The 17,474-nt window shown below is 66.2% G+C and carries 18 protein-coding genes; 3 read left to right on the plus strand and 15 right to left on the minus strand.

The window, feature by feature from the left end:
• The first annotated feature begins 144 nt into the window (after positions 1-144).
• The gene (locus ABEA06_RS11380) at positions 145-552 is read left to right on the plus strand and encodes an Abi family protein (RefSeq protein ID WP_345311562.1); all 408 of its coding nucleotides are present in this window, start codon (positions 145-147) and stop codon (positions 550-552) included.
• A 345-nt stretch (positions 553-897) separates the two neighbouring features.
• Here the strand turns inward: ABEA06_RS11380 and mutM are convergent, their stop codons facing one another.
• From mutM to coaD, 5 genes are all read right to left on the minus strand, one after another.
• Positions 898-1,797, minus strand: a complete 900-nt coding sequence (gene mutM, locus ABEA06_RS11385; RefSeq protein WP_345311563.1) for a bifunctional DNA-formamidopyrimidine glycosylase/DNA-(apurinic or apyrimidinic site) lyase — start codon at positions 1,795-1,797, stop codon at positions 898-900.
• Positions 1,798-1,801: 4 nt separating this feature from the next.
• Positions 1,802-2,506 (minus strand): ribonuclease III, encoded by a 705-nt coding sequence (gene rnc, locus ABEA06_RS11390; protein ID WP_303383677.1) that lies wholly within the window; start codon positions 2,504-2,506, stop codon positions 1,802-1,804.
• 2 nt (positions 2,507-2,508) lie between these two features.
• The gene (rpmF, locus tag ABEA06_RS11395; protein ID WP_031273047.1) at positions 2,509-2,712 is read right to left on the minus strand and encodes a 50S ribosomal protein L32; all 204 of its coding nucleotides are present in this window, start codon (positions 2,710-2,712) and stop codon (positions 2,509-2,511) included.
• Positions 2,713-2,714: 2 nt separating this feature from the next.
• On the minus strand, positions 2,715-3,308 hold the full coding sequence (locus tag ABEA06_RS11400) for a YceD family protein (protein ID WP_303383676.1): 594 nt from the start codon (positions 3,306-3,308) through the stop codon (positions 2,715-2,717).
• Between the two features lie 85 nt (positions 3,309-3,393).
• Positions 3,394-3,876: a pantetheine-phosphate adenylyltransferase gene (coaD, locus tag ABEA06_RS11405; protein ID WP_303383675.1), complete on the minus strand. Its 483-nt coding sequence runs from the start codon at positions 3,874-3,876 to the stop codon at positions 3,394-3,396.
• A gap of 43 nt (positions 3,877-3,919) precedes the next feature.
• On the opposite strand from coaD, the gene ABEA06_RS11410 reads away from it, so the two are divergent.
• On the plus strand, positions 3,920-5,164 hold the full coding sequence (locus tag ABEA06_RS11410; RefSeq protein WP_345311564.1) for an aminotransferase class I/II-fold pyridoxal phosphate-dependent enzyme: 1,245 nt from the start codon (positions 3,920-3,922) through the stop codon (positions 5,162-5,164).
• Here the strand turns inward: ABEA06_RS11410 and rsmD are convergent.
• Genes rsmD through thiL form a run of 4 tightly spaced genes read right to left on the minus strand, consistent with a single transcriptional unit; the run spans position 5,161 to position 10,010 of the window.
• Positions 5,161-5,724, minus strand: coding sequence for a 16S rRNA (guanine(966)-N(2))-methyltransferase RsmD (rsmD, locus tag ABEA06_RS11415; protein ID WP_345311565.1), 564 nt, complete (start codon positions 5,722-5,724; stop codon positions 5,161-5,163). The genes ABEA06_RS11410 and rsmD overlap by 4 nt on opposite strands.
• Positions 5,721-7,988 (minus strand): ATP-dependent DNA helicase RecG, encoded by a 2,268-nt coding sequence (locus ABEA06_RS11420; protein ID WP_345311566.1) that lies wholly within the window; start codon positions 7,986-7,988, stop codon positions 5,721-5,723. Before ABEA06_RS11420 ends, rsmD begins: the two co-directional genes overlap by 4 nt.
• The gene (locus ABEA06_RS11425) at positions 7,985-8,914 is read right to left on the minus strand and encodes a DAK2 domain-containing protein (protein ID WP_303383374.1); all 930 of its coding nucleotides are present in this window, start codon (positions 8,912-8,914) and stop codon (positions 7,985-7,987) included. The genes ABEA06_RS11420 and ABEA06_RS11425 overlap by 4 nt, the downstream gene beginning before the upstream one ends.
• Before the next feature lie 22 nt (positions 8,915-8,936).
• The gene (gene thiL / locus ABEA06_RS11430) at positions 8,937-10,010 is read right to left on the minus strand and encodes a thiamine-phosphate kinase (protein WP_345311567.1); all 1,074 of its coding nucleotides are present in this window, start codon (positions 10,008-10,010) and stop codon (positions 8,937-8,939) included.
• A 71-nt stretch (positions 10,011-10,081) separates the two neighbouring features.
• On the opposite strand from thiL, the gene ABEA06_RS11435 reads away from it, so the two are divergent.
• Positions 10,082-10,618 carry a DUF3515 domain-containing protein gene (locus ABEA06_RS11435; protein WP_303383761.1) on the plus strand — a complete coding sequence of 179 codons (537 nt, stop codon included), beginning with the start codon at positions 10,082-10,084 and terminating at the stop codon, positions 10,616-10,618.
• A 53-nt stretch (positions 10,619-10,671) separates the two neighbouring features.
• Here the strand turns inward: ABEA06_RS11435 and ABEA06_RS11440 are convergent, their stop codons facing one another.
• The 6 genes from ABEA06_RS11440 to leuC all read right to left on the minus strand — a co-directional run bounded on the left by ABEA06_RS11440 (position 10,672) and on the right by leuC (position 17,319).
• A complete protein-coding gene (locus tag ABEA06_RS11440) occupies positions 10,672-11,835 on the minus strand; it encodes a D-alanine--D-alanine ligase family protein (RefSeq protein WP_345311568.1) in 1,164 nt (387 codons plus the stop codon).
• A complete protein-coding gene (locus tag ABEA06_RS11445; RefSeq protein ID WP_425559533.1) occupies positions 11,832-12,911 on the minus strand; it encodes an NAD(P)H-dependent glycerol-3-phosphate dehydrogenase in 1,080 nt (359 codons plus the stop codon). Before ABEA06_RS11445 ends, ABEA06_RS11440 begins: the two co-directional genes overlap by 4 nt.
• A gap of 62 nt (positions 12,912-12,973) precedes the next feature.
• Positions 12,974-13,717, minus strand: a complete 744-nt coding sequence (locus tag ABEA06_RS11450; RefSeq protein ID WP_345311570.1) for a lysophospholipid acyltransferase family protein — start codon at positions 13,715-13,717, stop codon at positions 12,974-12,976.
• A 56-nt stretch (positions 13,718-13,773) separates the two neighbouring features.
• Positions 13,774-15,093, minus strand: a complete 1,320-nt coding sequence (gene murA / locus ABEA06_RS11455; protein ID WP_303383026.1) for a UDP-N-acetylglucosamine 1-carboxyvinyltransferase — start codon at positions 15,091-15,093, stop codon at positions 13,774-13,776.
• 100 nt (positions 15,094-15,193) lie between these two features.
• A complete protein-coding gene (leuD, locus tag ABEA06_RS11460) occupies positions 15,194-15,793 on the minus strand; it encodes a 3-isopropylmalate dehydratase small subunit (RefSeq protein ID WP_345311571.1) in 600 nt (199 codons plus the stop codon).
• A gap of 59 nt (positions 15,794-15,852) precedes the next feature.
• Positions 15,853-17,319, minus strand: a complete 1,467-nt coding sequence (gene leuC / locus ABEA06_RS11465) for a 3-isopropylmalate dehydratase large subunit (protein ID WP_345311572.1) — start codon at positions 17,317-17,319, stop codon at positions 15,853-15,855.
• Positions 17,320-17,474 lie beyond the last annotated feature (155 nt).

A 17,474-nucleotide genomic window follows, 5' to 3' on the forward strand; every position in this document is an offset into this window, starting at 1 on the left:
CCGGTCGTGCTCATGCGCCGCGTCCGTCTACACCATTGGAAGGCTCGGACCAGCCGTGCTGGCCTGACACCACTACATCCCCCACGCCTCTCCACGATGCGCACTTGGGGGATTTTTCTCTGCCTCGAGCCCGGAGGAACACTGATGCCTCGACCACTGCGGCCGCGCGGCTCGCTTCTCTTCGACAAGCCACCTCTGAGTTTCGATGATCTGCTGGGCCGCCTCGTCGACCGCGGGCTCCATGTTCCCGATCGGGGTAGAACCCGACGGTACCTGCGGCACCTCGGCTACTACCGGCTATCCCCGTACACGATTCCGTTCCAGCAGGGCGGGTCCGATTACCTGCTTCACAATGGGACGTCATTCAATGACGTCCTGGACCTCTACGTCTTCGATCGTGCGCTGCGGCTCCTGGTCATGGACGCTCTCGAGCGGGTCGAGGTCGCCGTGCGCGCGGCCCTGACTGACCGCATGGCGACGACCTCCGACGATCCTCATCGGTACATGAACGCCTCGCACTTCCAGCATCGAGGCAGCACGTCGGTCTCATGAAGACCGTCAGGGACACCTGCGAGGAGCGCCTCCGCGGAACGCCGGACGCCGGTGAGGACTCGCTGGTTCACCGCTCGGCGCTCGCATTACCTCACGACCTACTCCTCTCCCGAGCTGCCACCCTCCTGACTCATGGTGGAGATGCTGACCATCGGACAGCTGACGAGCGCCTACCGCAATCTGCGGCGGCGCACTTGAACTCTAGCGCGAGCTAGCAAGGTGGCCCGCTCTCGAGCTTCCACGGCGATGCTGCTCGCTATACCTTGATGTACTGCACATCGAGGTAACGCCACCACGACCGGGATCCGCCTGCCACTCGTCGTCGCGACGGACACGACCGCTCAGCTAACGTTTTCGCTGGCAGACCGGGCAGAAATAACTCGATCTGTTCATGAACTTCACCCGCTCAATGGGCGCACCGCACCGGTCACACGGCTTCCCCGCCCGCCCGTAGGCGTTCAGGGAGCGGGCGAAGTACCCGGACTCACCGTTCACATTGACATACAGCGAATCGAAGCTCGTGCCGCCGGCGTCCAACGCCCGGCGCATCACGGCCTGGCACGCTTCGATCAGTCGCTGGGTCTTGGCCGCGGTCATCGTTTCGGTGGGCGCCGCCCAGTGCAATTGAGCGGCCCACAGCGCTTCATCCGCGTAGATATTGCCGATCCCGGAGATCAGCCCCTGGTCCAGGAGTGCGCGTTTAATGCCGGTCTTCTTGCGCCGCAGGGCAGCGTGGAAAACCGCCGTGTCGAACATAGGGTCTAAGGGATCCAGGGCGATGTGAGCGGCGTGCTCCGGCACCGATCCCCCGCCCTGCGGGCTGGGCACCAGCGGGTCCAGCAGCATTCCGCCGAAGATCCGCTGGTCCACAAAGCGCAGCTGTTCCGGCAACTGCTCGCCGGTGTCCGACGGCGCCGGGGACAGATCGAAGCGCAGCCGTTCGTGGCGTGGCGCAGGTTGGCCGTCGGAGGCCACGAGAAGCTGCCCGCTCATCCCCAGGTGGACCAGCAGGGCTCGGTTCGCATCGGTCTCGTGAGACTCCGTGACGGGCAACCACAGGAATTTTCCGCGACGCTGCGCGTCCGTGACGGTCAGCCCGGTCACCCGATTGATGAAATCTTGGGGGCCGGCCACATGGCGGCGCAGGGAGCGTTCGTCGTTGACGGTGACGTGCTCAATGGTGCGACCGACCACCCAGTTGGCCACACCGCGTCGTACTACTTCGACTTCGGGAAGTTCGGGCACGGGCTCAGGCCTTGGGACCGTGGCGGTCGTAGACGGCTTGGCAGGCCGCCGCGGCGGCGGAGCGTTCTGAGGCCTTCTTGGAGGTGCCCTCGCCGTGACCCAATACCGTGCCGTTCAAGGACACGGACGCCGCGAAGTGGCGGGCGTGGTCGGGGCCGGTGCCCGCGACGTCGTACCGGACGGGCCCCAGCCCGTGGTGGGCGGCGAGCTCGCTGATCTCGGTCTTCCAGTCACGACCTTCATGAAGCACGTGGGAGTCTTCGAGCAGCGGAATGATCAGCCGCAGCACCAGGTCGCGGGCGGGCGCATCCCCGGCGGATTCGTAGGTCGCGCCGATCAAGGCTTCCATGGTGTCCGCGAGAATCGAGGGCTTTTCGCTACCTTTGGTGCGGATCTCGCCCTTACCCAGGCGGATGTGCGGACCGAGCTCCAGCGATCGTGCGATGTCCGCGAGAGTGCGTGAGGACACCACGGAGGCGCGGAGCTTGGCCAATTGGCTCTCGCTCCAGTCGGTGTAACGGTGGAAGATCTCATCCGTCACGGCCAACTGGAGGACCGCATCCCCCAGGAACTCGAGGCGCTCGTTGTGTTTTTCGCCCTCGTGTTCGTACGCGTAGGAGCGATGTGTCAGCGCAATGCGAAGCGTCTCGGTGTCGATATCGACACCGAGACGCTCAAGCAATGCACCGGGATCCGGCATGGTAGTCACGCTTATGCGTCAGCTACCTTGCGTCCCTTGTACTCATAGAACAAGGGGGTACCGGCGGAATCGGAAACGACCTTGGCCTGGTGCGGCAGGCTGTAGCTCACCTTGCCGTTTTCCACGGTCTTCACCAGTTTGGGGGCGTTAGCCTTCCACTGGGAGCGGCGCATCCGGGTATTCGCACGGGAAAGTTTCCGCTTGGGAACAGCCACGGTTATCTCTCTTCTCTCGTCTCGGTTGTCTGATCCGAAGTGTCAGAACCCTGGTCGGCGCTGTTCAGCAGCCCTTCCAGAGCGGACCAACGGGGGTCCAGCACTTCGTGGTGGTGATCCGGGTCATCCTCGAGCCGTGCACCGCATTGGGCGCACAAGCCCGGGCAATCAGCCCGGCACACCGGTTGGAACGGCAGTTGAGTGAGCACTGCGTCCCGAAGCATCGGTTCGAGGTCGATCTCCTCGTCCCGGACTTCATACACTTGCTCATCTTCGATGTCCTCGTCACCAACGGGGGAGGCATCGAACATGAAAAGTTCTTGTACGTCGACCGGTAAATCATAGTCAATCGGGTCGAGACATCTGCTGCACTCACCGTGAATACTGACGATGACGGTTCCGGATACCAGAATACCGTCGTGCACGGATTCGAGTCGAAGCTGCAGATCCATGGGCGCGCCTTCTGGCGAACCTATGAGTGCCGTACCGAAATCTTTCGGTGCGGGCACCTCGACCTCCAGGTTTCGCATGGTCCCCGGACGATGTTCGAGATCCCGAACGCTGTGCGTGAGGGCTGAACTATTGCGGTTATTCACGAAACTCCTGGCTGACGACATGGGCCGACAGATCATGGTAGCACGCACGCAAGGTGACGAGCCACGCGGTGGGGGCAGAACGCGACTAAGCAGCGCGGTCGCGTCCCTTGATGGCCTCCAGGACCTGGGGCGGGACAAAGTTGCTGACGTCCCCGTCCAGACCGTGGACTTCCATGACGAGCGTAGAGGATAAATGCAGCAGCGACGGCTCCCCCGGGACGAACACCGTCTCGACCCCGGTCAGGGTGCGGTTCATGGTGGCCATGGGTAGCTCGTAGTCATAATCGGCGCCGTTGCGCAGGCCCTTGACCAGCGCCACGGCGTCACGATCGGCCGCGTAATCGGCAATCAAGCCGGCCTTGAGCGGCTCCACGACCACCGCGGGTTGATCCGCAAACACCTCGCGCACGAGCCGCAGCCGCGTCTGCTCGTCGAAGCGGTGCTTCTTATTGGGGTTCGTGGACACCGCCACGATCACCTCCTCGAAGAGCCGACACGCGCGGCGGATCACGGCCACGTGGCCCAGGTGGATCGGGTCGAAGGAGCCGGGGCAGATTGCGCGTCGCATGCCTCCACCCTAACGGCCGGGTGCAGTTCCCTAGACTGATTCCATGACAGCGCACACCTCCGGTTCCCCGTCCCGCACGACCGGCTCGGCCGAGACCCCCTGGCAGCGAATGGCCGCCGGCGGCGGACTCCTGGACGCGTCCGGCCGACTGCTCTCCACGGTTTTCGAGGAAATGACGGCGCTGGCCCAGCGCACCGGTGCCGTGAATCTGGGTCAGGGCTTCCCAGATTTCCCCGCGCCCGAGCGCATGGTCAACGCCGCGTCCGAGGCGCTGGCCGCCGGCCACAACCAGTACGCGCCCATCAAGGGCATCCCCTCCCTGCGCACCGCGATCGCCGAGCACCAGCGACAGTTCTACGGGCTCGATCTGGACGCCGAATCCCAGATCATTGTCAGTGCCGGGGCCACCGAGGGACTCGCGGCCAGCCTGTTGTCCGTCCTGGAACCCGGCGACGAGGTGGTCGTTTTCGAACCGCACTACGACCTCTACGGTGCGGTGATTCGCTTTGCCGGAGCCACTGCGGTGCCGGTCCCTCTGCTGCCGCCCAGGTTCACGCCCGATCCCGACGACGTGCGGGCCGCCTTCTCACCCCGCACCCGCGCCGTGATCCTCAATGATCCGCACAACCCCACGGGCACCGTGGCATCGCCAGAGTTCCTCACGCAGCTGGTGGAACTGGCCACCGAGTTCGAAGCCGTGATCGTCACCGACGAGGTCTACGAGCACTTGCGCTTCACCGGTGAGCACACGCCGATCGCCACCCTGCCCGGTGCGTTCGACCGCACCCTGACCGTGTCGTCGGCGGGTAAGACCTTTTCCGCCACGGGCTGGCGCGTGGGCTGGGTCAGCGGCCCGGAGCACTTGATCCGCGGCGTCACCGCGGTGAAGTCCTATTTGTCCCACAGCGCCGCCGCCCCGCTGCAGCACGCCGTTGCGGAGGCCGTGGGATTCCCTCCCGAGTTCTACGAGCACCTGCTGGATGACTACCGTGACCGGCGTGACATCCTGGTCAACGGATTGCGCGAGGCCGGGCTGAACCCGCCGGAACCCCAGGGTACGTTCTTCGCGGTCGCGGACGTCAGCGATCACTATGCGCTGGCCGGGGTCAGCACCGCCAAGGATTTGGGCGAGCACTGGGCCGAGAACGCCGGCGTGGTCGGGATTCCGGTGTCCGCGTTCGTGGGTGAGGCCAACCGCGACCTCTACTCGGACTGGCTCCGCTTGGCGTTCTGCAAGCGTGCGGATGTGCTGCGCAAGGCCATGGCCGATCTCGCGCTGTCCCTCTAAGACTCCTCGACGTACCAGAGCACCGTTTCACCGTGGGTGCTCTGCTCGAATCGCTGCAACCCTGCCGGCCACTCGGGTTCCTCGGTGCGGCCGGACCGTTCCACCACGATGACCGCCCCCGGACCGAGGTGGCCCGCCAGGCGCGCCAGCAGCGCGGTCAGGTCCTCGTTGGGCAACGGGTACGGTGGATCCACCAGCACCAGGTCCCAGCGGTGACTTCCCTGCCGCGCAAGAAAGGTTGCCGCGGGAGACTGCACCGTGGTGATGACGGCGTCCGGTCGGGCGCTGGCGAGCACGTGGGCATTGGCCCGGCACACCGACGCCGCCCCGGCGGCCTTTTCGACCAGGGTCACCTCACGTGCTCCTCGGCTCGCCGCCTCGAGTCCGAGGGCTCCCGAACCGGCGAACAGGTCCAGCACCCGGGCGTCCTGGCACATGCCCCATGCGTCCAGGCGCGCGAACAGGGATTCTTTGACGCGGTCGGTCGTGGGTCGGGTGGCCGAACCGGGCACCGACTTGATGCGCAGCCCACCCGCGGTTCCGGAAATGATGCGTGTCATCCGCGCTCCAAAAATGCTTGGCTGTTCTCATCCACCACGCGGCCGATGGCTGCGAGCAGTTCGGTGTGCCGGGCCAGGTGCGGGTCCTCGGCAATGACCGCTTCGGCATCCTCCCGGGCCCGGGCCACCAAGGCCTCGTCCCGCAGGGCACTGATCCAGCGCAACCCGGACTTTCGACCGGACTGGGACGCGCCCAGAATGTTACCTTCGCGGCGCAGCCGGAGGTCCACTTCCGCGAGTTCGAAACCGTCCGTGGTGGCGGCCACCGCGGCGAGCCGCTCGCGGCCGGGATGCTCGGGGTCGCTGCGGGTCACCAACAAGCACGTGCTCTCGTGCTCGCCACGGCCGATGCGCCCGCGCAACTGATGCAGCTGGGAGATCCCGAAGCGCTCCGGGTCCACCATGATCATCAGCGAGGCGTTGGCCACGTCCACTCCCACCTCGATCACCGTGGTGGAGATGAGCACGTCGATCTCACCGGCCGCGAACCGGTTCATGGTCTCGGACTTCACGAGCGGATCCTGGCGGCCGTGCAGCACGGCAATGCGGGCGTCCCGCAGCTCCGGTTGGGCGCTGATCAGCCGTTCGAGCCACTGGACGGTGGCCGGTTCCGGGCCGTCCCCATCATCACCCGCCTCCTGGGCGGCGAGCAATGAGCCGCGCAGCGAATCGAAGGGCGGGAGGGCGGCGTCGTCGCCGATCTTGGGTGCCACCACGTACACCTGGCGGCCGCGCGAAATGTGCTCGCCCGCGAGCGCCCACACGCGGCGTTCCCACGCGGGGCCGTGCTCGGCCAGGCCCACCACGTGGGTGTGGATGGGGCGGCGGCCCCCGGGCAGCTCGCGCAGGGTGCTCACGTCCAGGTCGCCGAAGACCGTCATGGCCACGGTGCGCGGGATGGGGGTCGCCGTCATGACCAGGGTGTGGGGCGTGTGCCCGGCCTTGTCGCGCAGCGCGTCGCGCTGTTCCACGCCAAAGCGATGTTGCTCGTCCACGACCGCCAGGCCGAGGTCCGCGAACTGCACTTTCTCCTGGATGAGTGCGTGCGTTCCGACCACAATGCCGGCCGCGCCGCTGGCGATGTCCAGGAGCGCGACGCGTTTGGCCGCCGTGGGAAGGGAACCGGTCAGCAACACGACCTTGGTGCCGTCCGGGTCGCCGTCGAGTTGATCGGGGCGGGCGAGCGGGCCCAGAGAGGTCACGATCTTGTCGTAGTGCTGCTGGGCGAGTACCTCGGTGGGCGCAAGCATGGCCGCCTGACCCCCGGTGTCCACGATCTGGAGCATCGCGCGCAGGGCCACCACGGTCTTACCGGAACCCACGTCGCCCTGGAGCAGGCGGTTCATGGGGGCGGTGCCGGCCAGTTCGGCCCGGATCTGCTCACCCACCGCCTGTTGACCGTCCGTCAGGGTGAACGGCAGGGCGGCGTCGTAGCGGGACAAGAGCCCGTCCGCGCGGGCGGGGCGCTCGGCGACGGGCTGGGACGCGTGCTCATGACGACGCCGCGCGAGTTCCGTTTGCAGTACGAAGGCCTCCTGGTACCGGAAACGCTCTTGCACCGCCTGGAACGCGTCCACGGATTCCGGGCGGTGCAGGTCACGGTAGGCCTGCGCGAGGCCCACGAGTGTCTCGCGCTCCAGGATGTGCTGCGGAATCGGGTCCGTGAGCGAGTCCAGGTCTGCGGTGAGCAGCAGTTGCTGGACAGCGCGCGTGATCCGCGGGGTGGTGAGCTTGCCCCTTTCCGGATACACCGGGATGGGGTAGACCTCACCGGATTGGGACGTGAAATCCGTGACGGAGTCCGGGGTGTCCACCACGGCGTAATCGGCGCCCGTCATCGACAGGTAGCCGCGGTAGAGTTCGGGTTTTCCCGTGAACAGCGCGTGGGTTCCCACCGGCAATTCTTTCTGGGCGGTGTACGCGTTGAAGAACGTGATCTTGAGGCTGGCCCCGGTGCCGTCCGAGACGAGCACATCGGTCAGGCTGCGGCGCGGGTCCCGCTGCATGCGCCGCGTCGAGGAGGATTCCACGCGGGCCACGAAGGACGTCCGTTCCCCGGCGATCAGATCACTCAGCAGCTGCAGGTGGCCACGGCGGATGTAGCGGCGCGGCGCGTAGTCCAACAGCCCACCCACGGTGGTGATGCCCAGATCCTTCTCGAGCAACTTGACCGTGGCGGTGGGTGCATTACCGGGAATGTAGCGGGACAGCGGTTGGTCCAGGAGCCCGGCGAAGGCCGAGACCCGCGCGGCCCCGCTGGTCACGGGGAAACCCGGTGGTCGTCGGGTCCCAGCGAGGTCACGCTCACGTTGACCGCGTGCCCGTGAGCGCGCATGAGCGCGAGTGCTTCCTCGGGGTCTGCGACGTGCACGTGAACGCGCCACGTGTATTCGTCGTTGTCCGATTCGCTCACCGCGCTGACCAGCACGCTGTCTCCGGCGCTGTCCAGTTCGTGGCGCAGTTCGGCGGCATCCAGGGCGGAGAGTTTCACGGTGCACATGACCTCGAAGCCCGCGCAATCATGGTTGTCCTGGTATCCGGTGTGGTCGGAATAGTCTCGGATGATGTCCGGGACCGGGTTGTGCCGTTGCTCGTCCCCTGTCAGGGCTGCCCTGAGCTCGACCAGCACGATCAGCATGCCCAGCGCACCGGAATCCACGGTGCCGCGTTCGTGCAGGACCGGCAGTTGCTCCACCGTGTCGATCACCGCGTGGTTCCCGCGGGCGATCACCAGGTCCAGCCAGTCGGAGAGCTGCTGATTGGAGCCGTCCGGGGAGGTCTCGGGCAGGGACACCTTGCTCACGGCATCGAGAACGGAGATCATCGTTCCCTCCACCGGATCGGTGAGGGCCGACCAGCAGCGGACCTGAGCGGCGGAGAACGCATCGCGCAGTTCGCCGGCTGTGACCCGCATGGACCCTTCGAGGGACGTTCCCATGGCGGTCAACGTCAAGGCCATGAGCACGCCCGAGTTTCCGCGGGCCTGTTCCAGAGCGGTGCGGCCCGCATGTTGGAGCAGCTCACCGATGTCGTTGCCTTCGATCAGCTGTGCCGCCTCGGTCGCGTAGCCCACCGTGGTGCTGAGATTGACGCCGGTGTCCGAATCGGCCACGGGAAAGACATTGAGATCATTGAGCACGTCAGTGTGCTCCGTCAGGGCACGGTGCGCGGAATCCAACCAGTCGCGCACGGCCGATACGGTAGAGCCTCCCTTATGGCTCAAAATGATCCCATCCTTCACCCACGTCGTAGCCGAGCCATTGGCCCGGATCCTGCCCGGCAATGGTGACGGCGCTGTCCCCGGGGAACGCCTGACGGCGGTCTGCGGGCGCACACGAGCCTATCGCACGCATCCCCGGGGGAACCTGGACATCGGTCGGAACCACGGCGAGCAGCCCGTGGTCCTCGCCGCCGGTCAGCACCCAGCGCCACGGGTCCGCCCCCGCGGCGCGCCCGGCCTCCACCAGCGGAGCCACGTGCTTCCCGAGGGCCGCCGGATCCAGATCAATGACGACACCGCTCGCTCGCGCCACGCGGCCGGCGTCCCGTAGCAGCCCGTCCGAGATGTCGATCATGGCGCTCGACCCGGCCCGTGCCGCTCGTGGCCCCGCACCGATCGGGGCGCGGGGACGCAGTTGTGCGCGTTCGAGCTCTCTCCGCTCAACCTCGGGATAGTGATCCCAGCCGGTGCCGGGCGGAGCTTCCAGCGAGCAGAGCCCGGCAGCAGCGTGTCCGAGAACGCCCGCGTGCACCAGGGTTCCCCCCGCGCCCGCTCCTGAGCGCAGTACGGGCTCCCCGCGCTCCATGACCCCCAGGACCGTAGCGGTCACGGACAGTTCTCGCCCGCGCCCCAGATCCCCACCCACCAGGGCGCATTCCGTGGCGCCGAGCCTCTCGAAGGCTTCCGTCAGCCCGGCGGCGAAATCCTGCACCCAGCGCACGGGGGTGTTCCCGGGCAGGGTCAGCGACACGACCATGGACGTGGGAACCGCTCCCATGGCGGCGATGTCCGCGAGGTTCTGGGCCGCGCACTTGTGCGCGGTGTCCGCCCCCGTGGTCTCGTAACCGTTGGGCCAACGCGCCCGGAAATCCTGATCAATCACCTGAGTGTCGGTGGTGATGACCACTCGCCCCTGCGGAACCGCCACCACGGCGCAGTCGTCGCCGGGCCCCACCTCGACGTACGGTGACGAGGTCTTGGCCAGCGGGAGGAACGCCTTCAACAGCTCGGATTCGGGGACCTGCTCCACCGTGGCTGCGGGGGTCGGTGTGGGGGAAACGGTCATGGGTTCAGCGTAACGAGCGGCACAACCGGCTTCGCAGAGGCCACACGGTCAGCGCGTCTACAGTGGAGATCATGTTCTTCTCCCGCGCGCGCACCCAGGACGGATCTCACGGACTCCACAACTCCACCCGCCGCGCGGCATTGGCAACGATGACTTTGGGGACCTTGTTGCTCACCGGGTGCGGCTCCCCCGTCACGGTCGAGGGAGCGCCGCACAATACCGATCCCGCGTGCGCGTCCGCGATGCTGGCCATGCCCGAGACCATGGGCGATTTGGACCAGCGGGCCACCACGAGTCAGGGCACCACGGCCTACGGCGATCCCTCGGGTGTGATCGTGCGCTGCGGAGTGGAGCCACCAGCACCCACCACTGATCCGTGCACCAACGTCAACGGGGTGGACTGGTTGATCTCCGAGGTGGAGGGTCAGGAGAATCAGTGGCGAGCCGTCAGCTACGGTCGCTCCCCCGCCGTGGAACTGCTTTTCGACACCGCTCGTGTTCCGTCATCCACCGCGATCGTGGAGGCCGGCAGTGCGGTGGCGCAGATCCCCCAGGAGAACACGTGCTTGTCCGTGTCCGACACCCTGGACCTGCAGAACACCCCCTGACCCGGAACGGGCCACGGGGTGCCAGGACGGTCGGTGATCGACTCGCGGGGTGCTCAGCGCAGTCCCACGGGGCGTTCCAGCGCCAGCGAAATCAGCTCGTCGATCAGATCCGGGTACTGCACTCCGGACGCCGCCCACATCCGCGGGTACATGGAAATCGGGGTGAAGCCGGGCATCGTGTTGATCTCGTTGATGATCACGCGGTGATCGGGCGTGACAAAGAAATCGCAGCGCGAGAGTCCCTCGCCGTCAATGGCGTCGAATGCTATGACTGCCTTCTCCCGCAGGGTCGCGATCACATCGTCGGGCAGATTCGCGGGACAGGACAGTCGGGCGCCGTCGTCCGCTACGTACTTGGCCTCGAAGTCGTAGAAGTCATGGCCCTGGACCTCGATCTCACCGGGCAGGGACGCACGAGGGGTGGACCACTCGTGAGCGCCCAGCACGGCGCACTCGATTTCGCGGCCGTCGATCCCGGCCTCGATCACGAGCTTCAGGTCGTGCTTGCGGGCGGTCTCGATGGCGGCGTCGAGGTCTTTGGCCCCGTCCACGCGGGTGATCCCGAACGAAGAACCGGCGCGAGCGGGCTTGACGAAGACGGGGAAACCCAACGCGGCCACGTTGTTCCGGACCTGCTCCGGGTTGGTCAACCAGTCGCGGTTGTGGACCACGGTGTAGGGACCGACCTCCAGCCCGGCGGCCTCGAAGGCGACCTTCATGAAGTGCTTGTCCATCCCGATGGCCGAGGCCGAGACACCGCAGCCCACGTAGGGCAGGTCGGCCAACTCCAGCAGACCCTGCAGGGTCCCGTCCTCTCCGAACGGCCCGTGCAGCAGCGGGAACACGGCGTCGATGTGCCGGCCCCGCGTCAGTGCGCCGCCTTCGACCCCGTATTCGTGGACGAGCAGCTCGTTCTCCCCCACCTGCAACGGCAGGGTCACTCGCTTCTCGCCCACGGGCAACACGGCCATGGTCCGGCTGTCCAACAGGGTCTCCAGTTCCTCCTGCGAATACAGGAACCAGGTGCCATCGGTGGCGATGCCAACGCTCACCACGTCCCACCGATCGCGATTGATGGCGCGCAGCACCGAACGGGCGGTGACCAAGGACACCGAATGCTCGGAGGAGCGGCCCCCGAACACCACGGCCACGCAGGGTTTGCCGGCCGCGCCGGCCCCCTCCGCGGTGCCTTGAGCGTTGTCCGCCGTGTTCATCATGCGCTGTTCCCTTCGGATTTGAGGTCTCGGCCGAGCAGCTTGGGTGCCAGCTGGTCCACCGGGATGTCACCGCGCAGCACACCCACCACCGCCTCGGTGATGGGCATTTCCACGCCGTGTTCTTGGGCCAGGGCCAGCACGGCGGGGGCGGATCTAATGGCCTCCGCGGTCTGGGTCATGGCGTCCTGGACCTGGGACATAGTCAGTCCCGAACCCAGCAGCCTACCCGCAGTGTGGTTCCTGGACAGCGAGGACGAGCACGTGGCGACCAGGTCGCCCATGCCGGAGAGCCCGGACAGCGTGGTGAGCTCCCCTCCCAGTGCCAGGGCAAGCCGCGTGGTTTCGGCCAGTCCGCGGGTCATCACGGATGCTTTGGAATTGTCGCCGTAGCCGCGGCCGTCGCAGATGCCCACGCACAGGGCGATCACGTTCTTGACCAGACCACCGATCTCGGTGCCGGTGACGTCGGTATTCGTGTACGGCCGGAAGTAGGGTGCCGCGCAGCAACGGGCCACCCACGCCGCGGTGGTCAGGTCGGGGGCCGCCACCACGGATGCCGTGGGCTCCTCACGCGCGATCTCCATGGCGAGGTTCGGTCCCGAGAGCACGCAGGAACGGCGCGCCCACTGATCACGGCCACCGCCCGTGTGCTCGCCCAGGGCCTGGGCGATGACCTCCGTCATGCGCAGTCCGGTCGCGGATTCCAGGCCCTTGGCCAATGACAGCACCACCGCGTCCGGATCAATGAATTCCGCAACCGCGCCAAGTTGGGCGCGCAGGGACTGAGCCGGAATGGCGGCCACGACCAGTCGCGCCCCGTTGAGTGCTTCCCCCAGATCGGACGTGAATTGGATCTCACGCGGCAGATCGATGTCCGGGACGTACCGCTCGTTGCGGCCGGTCTCACGGACGCGGTCCATGGCTTCACGATTGCGGCCCCACAAGTGGACGGTGCGTTCGGCACTCGCCTCCCGGGCGGCGTCGGCGAGGACCTTCGCAAAGGTGGTACCCCACGAGCCCGCGCCCAGCACGACGACCTTGCGCGGGCCGTTGGGTTCATCGGCCAGTGCCGTCAACGACGACGCCGCGGCGGTCTCCGGGGGTGCCTTGCGGTCGATCGGACGGCCGGTCGAGACGTTCATGATGATTCCTTGCGGGCGCGGGGATCGAAGCGGGACTCGGGTGCTTCTTCACCGCGCAACTGGGCCACCAGACCGGTGATCCGGTCCATGATCACGGTGGTCGCGTAATTGAGGTCGTCCGCCGTCGGCTGGTCCGTGGGCTGATTCCCGGGGCGCATGAGCTCCCGTGGCTGAAGCGGTTCCCCAATGAGCACGCGGACCTTCTTGGGCGGAAACAGGTTGACCGTGCGTTTGCCCTGCGGGTCCCGGTACAGCACGTTCTGGTCGCCCCAGTGCGCTAGAGGCACCACGGGCACCTGCCCCTGCAGGGACAACCGCGCCGCCCCCGTGTGGGCTCGCATGGGCCACATCCGGGGGTCGCGGGTCACGGTGCCTTCCGGGTACACCAGAATGGCGCCGCCGTCGTGAAGTTCGGCAATGGCTGCCGCCAGGGAATCCTTGGCGCGGGTGGTTCCGCGAAAGACGGGCACCATGCCGATGTGTGCGAGCAACCACCCCAGGACGGGCACACGGAACAGGGATTCCTTGGCCAGGAACCGGGGCATGATGCCGGACTTGTAGACCGGGTACGCCACCGTGATGGGGTCGATCTCGGTGAGATGATTGGCCGCGACCACGAACCCGCCGGAGGCCGGAAAGTTCTCGGTTCCACGCCAGGAAATCCTGGCGACCATGCGGTAGACGGGAATGGCGATCCCGGCCAGAATCCGATACGTGGATCGCTGCGACGTTCTACTCACTCGAGGATTCTCTCCCTACACCGCTCGTGACAGACACTCGCTGGGGCATGGGCGCGTCAGCGATCTTCGAGATCGAAATCCGCGCCCAGTCCCGCCAGTTTATCGGTGAAGTGCTCGTAGCCGCGTTTGATCAGCTCGATGCCGGTCACGTGGGAGACACCGTCCGCCGCCATGGCCGCGATCAAATGCGAGAATCCGCCGCGCAGGTCGGGGATGTTGATGTCCGTGGCCTTCAACGGGGTGGGTCCGGAGATCACAGCGGAGTGCAGGAAGTTGCGCTGACCGAAGCGGCAGGGCACGGAACCCAGGCACTCGCGATGCAATTGGATGTTGGCACCCATGCGGTTGAGCGCGCGAGTGAACCCGAAACGGTTCTCGTACACGGTCTCGTGCACGATCGACACGCCATTGGCCTGGGTCAGGGCAACCACCAGGGGTTGCTGCCAGTCGGTCATGAACCCGGGGTGCACATTGGTTTCCACGATGAGGGGGTTGAGGTCTCCGCCCGGGTGGTAGAACCGGATGCCTTCGTCCTGGATGTCCAGGCCACCGCCCAGTTTCCGGTAGGTGTTGAGGAAGGCCATCATGTCCGCTTGCTTGGCCCCTGCCACCAGGATGTCGCCACCGGTGGCCAACGCCGCGGACCCCCAGGACGCGGCTTCAATCCGGTCCGGCAACGCACGGTGCCTGTACCCGCGCAGCTCGGGGACACCCTCGATCCGGATCACCCGGTCGGTCTGGACCGTGATGATCGCACCCATTTTCTGCAGGATCGCGATCAGGTCCATGATCTCGGGCTCGGTTGCGGCACCGCGCAATTCGGTGTGACCCTCCGCGCGGGTCGCGGTGAGCAGCACCTGCTCGGTGGCGCCCACGGACGGGTACGGCAGATCGATCTTGGCGCCCTGCAGCCCATGAGGTGCGCTCATGCGGATGCCGGATTCCAGCTTCTCCACGCGCGCACCGAAATTGCGCAGCACTTCCAAGTGGTAGTTGATGGGGCGGTCGCCAATGCGGCAGCCCCCCAGGTCCGGGATGAACGCCTCACCCAACGCATGCAGCAGCGGCCCGCACAGCAGGATCGGGATCCGGGAATCCCCGGCGTGAGCGTCGATATCCGCGTGGCGCGCCTGGGTGACGTTGGAAGGGTCGAGGGTCAGAACGCCGTCGGCGCCGTCGCGGTTGACCGTGACCCCGTGCAGGGCGAGAAGATTCGTCACCACGGCCACGTCCTTGATGTCGGGAACGTTACCCAGGACTGACGGCGTGGAACCGAGCAGCGCAGCGACCATGGCCTTGGGAACCAGGTTCTTGGCTCCGCGCACGGTGACCTGACCTGACAGCGGGACGCCGCCGGTGATTCGTAAAGAACTCATGACCTACCGATCTCGGGGGGAAGCTAATGTCCCGTCGCACACCGCAGTACGGAACCTGCCCATTCTAACGAGTCGTCGGCGTGATCAGCGCACTGAGTTCTCAGCTTTTTGCCGGGAGCGTGACGGGCTTGAAGGCCGGTCGGCCGTCTTCGTAGGCCTTGACGTCCTCGTCGTGTTGCATGGTGAGACCAATATCATCAAGACCTTCCATCAGACGCCACCGGGTGTAGTCGTCGATCTGGAAGGGCACCGTGACCGTGTCGCACGTGATGGTCCTGGATTCGAGATCCACCTCGATCTCAATGCCGGGCTGCTCGTCCATGAGTTTCCACAGCAGTTCCACGTCCGATTGATCCACCTGCGCGGCCAACAGGCCCTGCTTACCCGAGTTGCCGCGGAAGATATCGGCGAAACGCGAAGAGATGACCACGTTGAAGCCGTAGTCACGCAACGCCCACACGGCGTGCTCACGCGATGAACCGGTACCGAAGTCGGAGCCGGCCACCAGGACGGAACCGTTGCTGTAAATGTCCTGGTTCAGCACGAAGTCCGGGTTCTTCCGCCAGCCCGCAAAAAGGGCGTCGTCAAAGCCGGTCTTGGTGATGCGCTTGAGGTACACGGCCGGGATGATTTGGTCCGTGTCCACGTTGGACTGCTTCAGCGGCACACCGGTACCGCCGTGAGTGGTGAATTTCTCCATGGTGGGTCTCCTTGACTGTTGCGGGCCCCGCCCGCCGTGGCGGGGCACCAGCGAACGACTTAGCGGGCGGGCGCGGATTCCAGGTCGGACGGTGAGCTGAGCGTTCCACGCACAGCGGTTGCCGCTGCCACCACGGGTGAGACCAAGTGGGTGCGGCCACCCTTGCCCTGGCGACCCTCGAAGTTGCGGTTGGAGGTCGAGGCGCAACGCTCCCCCGGCGCCAACTGGTCCGGGTTCATACCCAGACACATGGAGCAGCCGGCAAAACGCCAGTCCGCGCCGAAGTCCTTGAACACCCGGTCCAGGCCCTCCGCCTCGGCCTGCAACCGGACCCTGGCCGAACCGGGAACGACCATCATGCGCACGTTCTCGGCCTTGGTGCGTCCCTTGACGATGTCCGCAGCGATCCGCAGGTCCTCGATCCGGGAGTTGGTGCACGAGCCCAGGAACACGGTGTCCACCGCAATGTCCTTCATGGGAGTACCGGATTCCAACCCCATGTAGTCCAGCGCACGCCGCGCGGCATCCTTGGCGTTGTCGTCCCCGGCGTCCTCGGGGTTCGGGACGGCCTCGGACAGCGGGACACCCTGACCGGGGTTGGTGCCCCACGTGACGAACGGCTCCAGCTCGTCGGCGTCGATGAACACCTCGTTGTCGAACTCCGCGCCCTCATCGGTGTGCAAAGTGTTCCAGTATTCGACCGCCGCATCCCAGTCCTCGCCCTGCGGGGCGTGCGGGCGAGCCTGCACGTAATCGAACGTGGTCTGATCAGGGGCGATCATGCCGGCGCGTGCACCCGCCTCGATGGACATGTTGCAAATGGTCATCCGCGCTTCCATGGACAGCGACCGGATGGCCGAACCGCGGAACTCCAGCACGTAACCCTGACCGCCGCCGGTTCCGATCTTGGCAATCACGGCCAGGATGATGTCCTTGGAGGTCACACCCGGTTTGAGGGTGCCCTCCACCGTGATGGCCATGGTCTTGAACGGCACCAGCGACAGGGTCTGGGTGGCCATGACATGCTCGACCTCGGACGTGCCGATGCCGAAGGCCAGTGCGCCGAAGGCACCGTGGGTCGAAGTGTGGGAGTCACCGCACACCACGGTCATACCCGGCTGGGTCAGACCCAGCTGCGGGCCCACCACGTGCACGATGCCCTGTTCGGCGTCCCCCAGGGAATGCAGGCGCACGCCGAACTCTTCGCAGTTGGCGCGCAGGGTGTCGATCTGTTTCCGGGAGGTCTCGTCCTTGATGGTCGAGAAGATGTCCTCGGTGGGAGTGTTGTGATCCTCGGTGGCGATCGTCAGATCGGGGCGGCGCAAGCCACGTCCGGCCAGCCGCAGGCCCTCGAAGGCCTGGGGGCTGGTGACCTCGTGAACGAGGTGGAGGTCGATGTAGATCAGGTCCGGCTGACCGTTCTCCCCCTGGCGCACCAGGTGGTCCGTCCAGACCTTCTCGGCGAGTGTGCGCGCAGTGGCGCTGGAATCCTGCGCCACATTGCGGGTTCCGGTGGTTTGTGGCATCTCGACCTCTCCTGATCATGGCTGCGTCGGCGAACCGGCCGCGAGTCACCTCGCGTGGTTTGCCCGGCACCGTGTTTTCTCCATGGTCCACGGGACCCGCCGAACAGTTCCAGTGTACTCGCTTGCTTCTCGCATTGTGAGACGGCAATCTTAGA

Source organism: Kocuria gwangalliensis (genome assembly GCF_039544365.1).
GTDB classification, from domain to species: domain Bacteria; phylum Actinomycetota; class Actinomycetes; order Actinomycetales; family Micrococcaceae; genus Kocuria; species Kocuria gwangalliensis.

Coding starts and splice junctions, on each gene's coding strand:
- leuD (WP_345311571.1), bottom strand. CDS start 15,793: ATGGAGAAATTCACCACTCACGGCGGTACCGGTGTGCCGCTGAAGCAG.
- coaD (WP_303383675.1), bottom strand. CDS start 3,876: ATGCGACGCGCAATCTGCCCCGGCTCCTTCGACCCGATCCACCTGGGC.
- murA (WP_303383026.1), bottom strand. CDS start 15,093: ATGAGTTCTTTACGAATCACCGGCGGCGTCCCGCTGTCAGGTCAGGTC.
- thiL (WP_345311567.1), bottom strand. CDS start 10,010: ATGACCGTTTCCCCCACACCGACCCCCGCAGCCACGGTGGAGCAGGTC.
- ABEA06_RS11380 (WP_345311562.1), top strand. CDS start 145: ATGCCTCGACCACTGCGGCCGCGCGGCTCGCTTCTCTTCGACAAGCCA.
- ABEA06_RS11440 (WP_345311568.1), bottom strand. CDS start 11,835: ATGATGAACACGGCGGACAACGCTCAAGGCACCGCGGAGGGGGCCGGC.
- rsmD (WP_345311565.1), bottom strand. CDS start 5,724: ATGACACGCATCATTTCCGGAACCGCGGGTGGGCTGCGCATCAAGTCG.
- leuC (WP_345311572.1), bottom strand. CDS start 17,319: ATGCCACAAACCACCGGAACCCGCAATGTGGCGCAGGATTCCAGCGCC.
- ABEA06_RS11435 (WP_303383761.1), top strand. CDS start 10,082: ATGTTCTTCTCCCGCGCGCGCACCCAGGACGGATCTCACGGACTCCAC.
- ABEA06_RS11410 (WP_345311564.1), top strand. CDS start 3,920: ATGACAGCGCACACCTCCGGTTCCCCGTCCCGCACGACCGGCTCGGCC.